The 8,083-nt window shown below is 62.3% G+C and carries 7 protein-coding genes; 5 read left to right on the forward strand and 2 right to left on the reverse strand.

Annotated elements, in window-relative coordinates; all coding sequences use genetic code 11:
* Together AX703_RS21935 and AX703_RS21940 are read left to right on the forward strand one after the other, a co-directional pair.
* Positions 1-991, forward strand: a 991-nt coding sequence (locus AX703_RS21935; protein WP_062347261.1) for a ThuA domain-containing protein, incomplete at its 5' end; no start/stop codon positions are given.
* Between the two features lie 74 nt (positions 992-1,065).
* On the forward strand, positions 1,066-1,698 hold the full coding sequence (locus AX703_RS21940) for a class I SAM-dependent methyltransferase (protein ID WP_062347262.1): 633 nt from the start codon (positions 1,066-1,068) through the stop codon (positions 1,696-1,698).
* A 274-nt stretch (positions 1,699-1,972) separates the two neighbouring features.
* Here AX703_RS21940 and AX703_RS21945 read toward each other — a convergent pair whose 3' ends face one another.
* Entirely contained in the window at positions 1,973-3,574 is a 1,602-nt protein-coding gene (locus AX703_RS21945) for a family 43 glycosylhydrolase (protein WP_231735655.1), read from the reverse strand.
* A gap of 569 nt (positions 3,575-4,143) precedes the next feature.
* Here AX703_RS21945 and AX703_RS21950 point away from each other — a divergent pair.
* From AX703_RS21950 to zapE, 3 genes are read left to right on the forward strand one after another with little or no spacing between them, the layout of a single operon-like run.
* The gene (locus tag AX703_RS21950) at positions 4,144-4,926 is read left to right on the forward strand and encodes a succinate dehydrogenase iron-sulfur subunit (protein WP_039331396.1); all 783 of its coding nucleotides are present in this window, start codon (positions 4,144-4,146) and stop codon (positions 4,924-4,926) included.
* 4 nt (positions 4,927-4,930) lie between these two features.
* On the forward strand, positions 4,931-5,410 hold the full coding sequence (locus AX703_RS21955; RefSeq protein ID WP_062347264.1) for a PaaI family thioesterase: 480 nt from the start codon (positions 4,931-4,933) through the stop codon (positions 5,408-5,410).
* Positions 5,407-6,540 (forward strand): cell division protein ZapE, encoded by a 1,134-nt coding sequence (zapE, locus tag AX703_RS21960; protein ID WP_062347265.1) that lies wholly within the window; start codon positions 5,407-5,409, stop codon positions 6,538-6,540. Before AX703_RS21955 ends, zapE begins: the two co-directional genes overlap by 4 nt.
* Before the next feature lie 272 nt (positions 6,541-6,812).
* Here the strand turns inward: zapE and AX703_RS21965 are convergent, their stop codons facing one another.
* On the reverse strand, positions 6,813-7,985 hold the full coding sequence (locus AX703_RS21965) for an EAL domain-containing protein (protein WP_231735656.1): 1,173 nt from the start codon (positions 7,983-7,985) through the stop codon (positions 6,813-6,815).
* Between the last annotated feature and the right edge of the window lie 98 nt (positions 7,986-8,083).

Here is an 8,083-nt window from a genome sequence, read left to right on the forward strand (position 1 = left end):
CTCTGTTCCCGCCGGCAAGGCGGTGGTCGAAGCCGCCTCGCCCGGCCTTGCCGATGCCATGATGCACCCCTTCGGCGGCGGCGCCCTGCCTCCCGGCTTCGATCGCATCGTCACCCCGCGCTCGGTCCTCGCCATGCTCGGCAAGACCGACCCCGCCCTCAGCGCCCGGCTCGACAAGGACCTGGCCAAGGTGCGCCTCACCAATGCCGACGTCGCCATCCGCTGCCGCACCTACGACAATGACCGCCCCGCGATCCCCGCCGATCTTCCGCGCCCGGCCATCCTCGTCTTCGGCAAGATCACCGGCTTTCGCGACAGCCCCTCGGTCAATGCCGCCGAAACCGCGCTCAAGGGCATCGCGACCCGCCATGGCTGGGGCATCGTCTTCACTGACAGGGGCGGCGTCTTCAACGCAGCGGACCTTTCCCGGTTCGACGCTGTGGTGTGGAACAATGTCAGCGGCGATGCCCTGACGATCCCCCAGCGCGCCGCCTTCCGCAAATATGTCGAAAGCGGCGGCGGCTATGCCGGTATCCATGGCTCGGGCGGCGATCCGCAGTTCTTCTGGAACTGGTACGCCGATACCCTGATCGGTGCGCGCTTCATCGGCCACCCGATGGCCCCGCAGTTCCAGGAAGCCCGCGTCGTGGTGGAAGACCGCGCCCACCCGGCAACCCATGGCCTGCCCGGCGAATGGCGCATGACCGAAGAATGGTACTCCTTCGACCGAAGCGTCCGCCCGCTGCCCCGCACCCGCGTCCTCGCTTCGCTCGATGAAACCACCTACAAGCCCGGCGAAGGCTTCGGTCGCAAGATGGCGATGGGCGATCACCCGATCGCGTGGACCCGCTGCCTCGGCAAGGGCCGCAGCTTCTACACCGCCATCGGCCACCGGCCCGAGAACTACAGCCAGCCCGAAAGCCTGCAACTGCTCGACCAGGGCATCCTGTGGGCCATGGGCCTCAGCCCCGAAAGCTGCGCCGCAAAGTGAAATCCCCCGGCGCGGCCGATTGCGCCGCGCCGCTCTCTTTGCCAGTCTGTCGTCACAACAGACGGGGAAATGGGATGGGACTGAAAGCCGTTTGGGACGCGCATGTCGTTCCGCGCATGATCAAGTGCGCCTGCGCTTCGCCGGCCATCATGGAGCTTCGCGCAGGCGTCGTGCCCCGCGCGCAGGGCCGCGTGTTCGAGATCGGCTGCGGTGGCGGCCTCAACCAGCAGTTCTACGATCCCGCCCGCGTCACCGGCTTTGCCGGGATCGACCCGTCGGGCAAGCTGCTCGACTATGCGCGCGAGGCCGCCGCCCGCAAGGGCTGGCAGGCCGACATCCGCGAAGGCGTGGGCGAGGACATTCCCTTCGGTGACGAGACCTTCGACACCGCCGTCTGCACCTACACGCTCTGTTCGGTCGATGATCCGGAGCAGGTCCTGTCCGAACTGCGCCGCATCCTGAAACCCGGCGGCACCCTGTTGTTCCTCGAACACGGCCTCAGCCCCGATGTCGACGTGGCGAAATGGCAGCGCCGGATCGAGCCTGTCTGGAAACCCCTGATGGGCGGCTGCCACCTCGCCCGCGCCGTCACCGCCCCGGTCCTGGCCGCCGGTTTCCAGCTAGAGCACCCCGGCCACCAGTACATGCCCGGCATGCCCAGATGGGCGGCGTGGATGGAATGGGGCGCCGCCACCAAACTGCGCTGACCCCATTCCTCCCCGGTGCGCCTGCCCCTGCGGAGGCCGGGAGGAAGAGGGACCATCGAAGATGGTAGAGGGGCAACCCCGCTTCAATTCCTCCCCGCCCCGGGGAGGGGGACCACCGCAGGTGGTGGAGGGGCACCCGCAAGACCACACACCCGCACGTCGCGTCCCGCTAATCCTGCGCCTATCGCAGGATCATGCGACGTCTGTTAGACGGAAGATTTCCTGCACAGCTAGGGCGCGCCAGCCCGTAACTCGCAACAGGATGGCACGTCCGTCACTCCAACGCGCGGTATTGGAAATTGCGGAACAGGACTCGGCCATCGCCCGAAGCGAAAAGCGCAGGCCGCAGGCTCAGCAGGTTGTCGACAGTGTTGGCGTTATAACCGGTCACTTCCGAGCGTACCCCGTGGCGGGTCCAGTTCTTGCCATCGAGGCTATAGTAGAAAGTCACCACCTGATCGCGGTTGGTGATGCGCATGAACATGCGGCGGGCCGGTGGTGCAGGCTCCGGCCAATAGGACGCCTTGCCACCGCGATAGCTGGTCATCCGCGTGCCATCGATGCCCATGCCGAGGTAAAGCCGGTCGTCAAAGAACAGCAGAAGGCCGCCGGTGACCTGGCCTTGAAGTTCGACATCCACGGTCACCTCGTAGGCGCGGTCACCGACCTGCTGGGTGACGACCACGCCGTTCGACGGACCGGTGCCCTTGGCCTTCAGCGAAAGTGTGCGATCGGCAACGGCGATGCGGGCTTTCTCGGCAGGCGTGCTACCGTAAAGGCTCCACAGCGTGCCGAAACGGTCGCTCTCGAAGGCGTCGGAATGCGGCATCCCATGCACTTCTGCCGCAGCCGCAGGCTTGGGCAGCGGCTTCGAAAGGTCCCCGCCCGTCGCGCGGAACCATCCGTCGGCAGTCCATTCGATCGGTTCGAGCAGGGTCTGGCGGCCGAGCGTGTGATAGCCGTTCTCATAGCCGTGGTAGATCATGTACCACTTGCCGCCCGGCCCTTCGACGCACGTGGCGTGCCCGCGTGACCACCACATTTCATCCTTCGAAAGCGTGCGCTGGATCGGATTGTGCGGGCAATGCTCCCACGGTCCGTTGATCGAACGCGACCGCGCCGCGACGATCATGTGACCGGTGGCCGGGCCGCTGGTGCCGCCGACCGCATTGACCAGATAGAAATAGCCGCCCTTGCGGAACAGCTTCGGGCCTTCAGGAGACCACGCCTCGGTGATCCAGTCATCGGGATATCGCCAGGCCTCGTAGACGGTCTCGATCGGGCCGGCCGTGGCAAGGCCATCGGCGGTGAGGCGAACGCGCTTGCCATCGTTGAAGAATAGATAGCGGTGGCCGTCCTCGCCGACGACGTGGCCCGGGTCGATCAGTCCGCCAACCTTGAGGTCGATCGGATCGCTCCAAGGGCCGGCCATCGAAGGCGCATGAATCACGTAAGTGTTTGCGAAACTTGGGAGATCGGGCGACCATGGCGCTTTCATGAAAGGGATGTAGATGAAATAGCGCCCGTCATGCTTCGCGATGTCGACCGCGAACACCGTCCCCAGTGGCTTGGCCAGAGCCGGGCCGACCGGACGCCAGTTCACCAGATCGCGCGAATGCCAGATCAGCAGCCCGGGCGCAGAATCGAACGAGGAGTGCGTCATGTAATAGTCGTCGCCGTCCTTGAGCACGGACGGATCGGCATAGTCACCTGAAAGGATCGGGTTCAGATAGCGCCCGTCACCAAGGTCCGCGATGCGCTGGCCTTCGATACCAGTTCGCCATACGGGTGTGGCTGCAGGCTTGGATTTGCCAACGGAACATGCCCCCGCGGACTTGGCGGAAGCGCTGGCGCGAGACCCGGGCAAGCCTGCAATTGATCCCAAGACACCTGCTGCGGCAAGCTTTATCAACGTTCTGCGCGATTCCACGACCCACTCCCAAAAATTAGGATGCACATTCTATTTCATAGTGGAGAGCCGTGCAATCCGACAAGGACATTCCTCGAACAACAGGTCGGCGTCTTTGCAAGTGGAGACAGCCGACCCTCTTTGCTGTCCTACACGGCGGCGAAATGGCATGGTGGCGAAATGAGCGCTCAACCCTCTCCGCCTGCCTTCCGGCCCGAAACCTCTCACAAGGACCCCCTCAATTTTTCCGAAGGACAAATGGGAGGGGTGGCTGCCGCCCCAGCGACTGACGGGGGGCACTGCGCTCCACTTCACATATGCGAACAAAATCTGAACATCGCGTCAGGAATCCCCGAAAGCGCCCGGAACTGACCGACCTCGAATTTCCCTGAACAGTGTAAACCCCGTAAACCCTTCTTCACATCCATGAAGAACCGCACCTCTACTAACGGGCAGTTCAGAGCCTCTTGCCCCCCGCGCTGCAATCGCTAAGGACGACTCAGCAAGCCGCAAAGCACGCAACACAGGACAGAACGATGGCGACCTTCTCGCTCCCGAAGAACTCCACGATCACCGGCAAGGCCCGCCACCATGCGTCGGCCACCAACGGCAAGATCCGCAAGTTCAAGGTCTATCGTTACGATCCCGACAGCGGCGAGAACCCGCGCTATGACACGTTCGAGATCGATCTCGACCAGTGCGGCCCGATGGTGCTCGATGCGCTGATCAAGATGAAGGGTGAACAGGACCCCACCCTCACCTTCCGCCGCTCCTGCCGCGAAGGCATCTGCGGTTCGTGCGCGATGAACATGAACGGTCGCAACGGCCTCGCCTGCACCACCGCGATCGAGGACCTGTCCGGCGAAATCCGCATCACCCCGCTGCCGCACATGGAGGTGATCAAGGACCTCGTCCCCGATTTCACCCACTTCTACGCGCAGTACGCCTCGATCCGCCCCTGGCTGCAAACCGTCAGCCCCACGCCTTCGGGCAAGGAGCGTCTGCAGTCGCCCGAACAGCGTGAGAAGCTCGACGGTCTTTACGAGTGCATCCTGTGCGCCTGCTGCAGCACCTCGTGCCCGAGCTACTGGTGGAACTCCGACAAGTTCCTCGGCCCCGCCATCCTGCTCCAGGCCTATCGCTGGCTGGCCGACAGCCGCGACGAGATGACCGGTGAGCGTCTGGACGAGCTGGAAGATCCCTTCCGCCTCTATCGCTGCCACACCATCATGAACTGCGCGAACGTCTGCCCGAAGGGCCTCTCGCCCGCCCGCGCCATCGCCGAAATCAAGAAGATGCAGGCAGAGCGTCTCGTCTGATCCGGTGAGCGAGCAAGCCTTCCGTTATGAACCGGCCGAGGACTACCCCGGCTGGTTCACCTGGAACCTGACCGACGAGACCCGCTTCAACGCCCAGACCATGGGCCGGATGCTGACGCGGATCGAGGAAGGCGCCGATGGTATCCGCCGCGCCCGCCTGCGCATGTTCCCGGAGCGCCGGCACTCCAATCTGCTCGATGCGGTCCACGGCGGCGTCACCCTCGCCCTCATCGACATCGCGCTCTTCGCGGCGATGCGCACTCTCCTTTCGGGCGACGCTGCAGGCTCGGTCACCCTCGACTTGTCCAGCCAGTTCATCGGTGCAGGCCGCATCGGAGAGCCACTCGATGCGGTAACGGAAGTGCTCCGCGAAACCGGCCGCTTGGTGTTCCTTCGCGGTCTCGTCGTTCAGGGCGATGACATGATCGCCGCATTCAACGGCACGATCCGCAAGCCGAGTCCGAAAAAGCCGATCGGGCGATGACATCTGTCCTGCAGCGCTATCGCGAGTTGGTGACGGCGGGCGAGTTGCGGCCTGATCCCGAACAGGCCGCCGCCGCTGCTCGGCTTGACGCGCTGCAGCAGGAACTCGAAACGCCGCCGCCCTCACCTGGCCTGTTCGGCAAGCTCTTCGGCGCGAAGCCAGCGCCGCCGCCGCGTGGGGTCTACATGTGGGGAGGAGTTGGGCGCGGCAAGTCCATGCTGATGGACTTGTTCCACGACAACCTCGCTCTACCCGCCAAGCGCCGCGCGCACTTCCACGAGTTCATGCTCGATGTCCACGCCCGCCTGCGCGAGGAGCGCAAGAAGGAAAGCGGCGACCCGATCATCCCCGTCGCGGCGGCCATCGCGGCGGAGACGCGCGTGCTCTGCTTCGACGAAATGGTGGTCAACAACAGCGCCGACGCGATGATCATGAGCCGCCTGTTTACCGCGCTGATGGTCGAGGGCGGGGTAACGGTCGTCACCACCTCCAACCGTGCGCCACAGGATCTCTACAAGAACGGTCTAAACCGCGAACACTTCCTCCCCTTCATCGAACTGATCGGAAGCAAGCTCGACGTCCTCACCCTCAATGGGCCGACCGACTACCGGCTGGAACGCATGCGGGGCGTGGGCACCTGGCACGTGCCGGTTGGACCAGAATCGACCGCAAAGGTGCGCGATGCCTTCTTCCGCCTGACGGACTATCCGCCGGAAGACAGCGAACACGTCCCTTCTTGCGATCTTGACGTCGGCGGCGGTCGCAAGCTGCACGTCCCGAAGAGCCTGAAGGGCGTCGGCGTGTTCAGTTTCAAGAAATTGTGCAGCGAAGCTCGCGGAGCGGCGGACTATCTGGCGATTGCCCGCAATTTCCACACCGTGATCGTCGTCGCGATACCGCGTCTTGGCCCGGAATTGCGCAACGAGACAGCACGCTTCATCACGTTCATCGACGCGCTTTACGAGCACAAGGTAAAGCTGATCGCCACCGCTGACGCCGAACCGGCAGAACTTTACGACTGGGGCGGAAAAGGCGACGACGAAGGTCGCTTCATGTTCGATCGCACGGTCAGCCGCCTGATCGAAATGCAGAGCCAGGACTATTTGGCGCTAGGCCACGGCGAAGACTGACAGGTTCTGAAGCGTTAACCAACTCCGTCAACGCGGCTAACTACGAATCGCGTCAAACCTCACGGTGATCCAATGAAACAGGCGCTGCCGCTCATGGAGCGGGCAGCGCCTGTTCGTTTAAACCCCTGTTTTTCAATGAAAAACTAGGGCCGAAATAGCCTTACTGGAACAGCCAGCGCAGGATTTCGATAACGGCGTTTACTGCGGACATTCGTGCCTCCATCCACGATTGGAGACACATGGTTAACACCGACCTGTATGGTTAACAACTTCTAAACGAAACCAAATCGGCGCTGTCCCATTTTGAGAAGCCCCTGACAGAACTCTGGAAAAGCTTGCGGCCGGCCGAGGTAGTAGCCCTGCCCGACGTCACAGCCCAAATCGACGAGAGCGCGATAGGTCGCGTCATCCTCGATTCCCTCCGCGACGACAGTCTGGCCAAGAGCATGCGCGAGACCAATGGTTGCGCTTATGATGCTGCGCTCGCGATCGTGCGTTAACAGGCGTGAAACAAAGCGCCGGTCGAGTTTGAGTTCGTCGCTAGGCAGGTCAGCAAGGTATGCCAGACTCGCCTCACCAGTACCGAAATCATCGATGGAAAGGCGGAATCCCATGGCCCGGAGTTGGGAGAGATTCTGAACTGCGGCCGGACGATTTCGCACGCTCGACGTTTCTGTTATTTCAATCGTCAACAGCCTGGCATCGATGTTTCGACGACGGACAATCTCGGCAAAGTTGGAGACGAGAGATGGCTTGTCCACCATCTGTGCTGACAGATTGATGCTCATTTGAAAACGTTGACCCGCCGCATTCAGAGCCAGGGCAGCGGTGATCGCCTCATCTACCACCCAGTAGGTCAGTGCATCAATTCGGCCAGCGCGCTCCGCTTGCAGTATGAACGCATCGGGTGCGATTGGCCCCCGGGTTGGGTGATTCCATCTGATGAGAGCTTCAGCACCGCAAGCGTGACCCAATCGCATGTCCCACTGGCTTTGGTACGCAAGCCAGATTTCGCCGTTTCGCAATCCTTCATCTATGCGAGCATGAAGCGATAGCTCCCAACTCGCTTCGGCAAGCCGCTCCGCTTCGAACAGTTCCACAGAGCGGCCAGAACTGAGCGCATCGTTCGCACTCGCGAGCGCCGAATTGACGCGAGTCTGGGCATCCAGCCCTTCATTTCGATCGAGTCCGAAATGAATGTTGGTGTCAAAAGTATAGGTGCCAATCTGCAAAGGCGCAGAAAACAGTGCACGCAGACCTTCAAGGTGATTGAGTTGCATTTCGAGCGGACGTGCTTCTTCGGTCCACGCAAAATGACCACCTTCTCCGTTGAAGATTGTCTCGATACCCGAGCCGACGGATAATCTCCTCGCAATCTGGCGAGCGCATTCTCCATGAAGATCGCGCGGCAAGGTTGCCAGAATCTCCTCGTAGCGACCGATCACCGCGACGATGACGTCACGACCAACTTCAAGAGGCTGCGCACTGAGAGTCGGATTCGAAACTAATTCGTTGAATGACAGTGTCTTGCGGCACGCCGGAT

This window comes from Novosphingobium sp. CCH12-A3 (assembly GCF_001556015.1).
In the GTDB taxonomy this organism is placed as follows: Bacteria; Pseudomonadota; Alphaproteobacteria; order Sphingomonadales; family Sphingomonadaceae; genus Novosphingobium; species Novosphingobium subterraneum.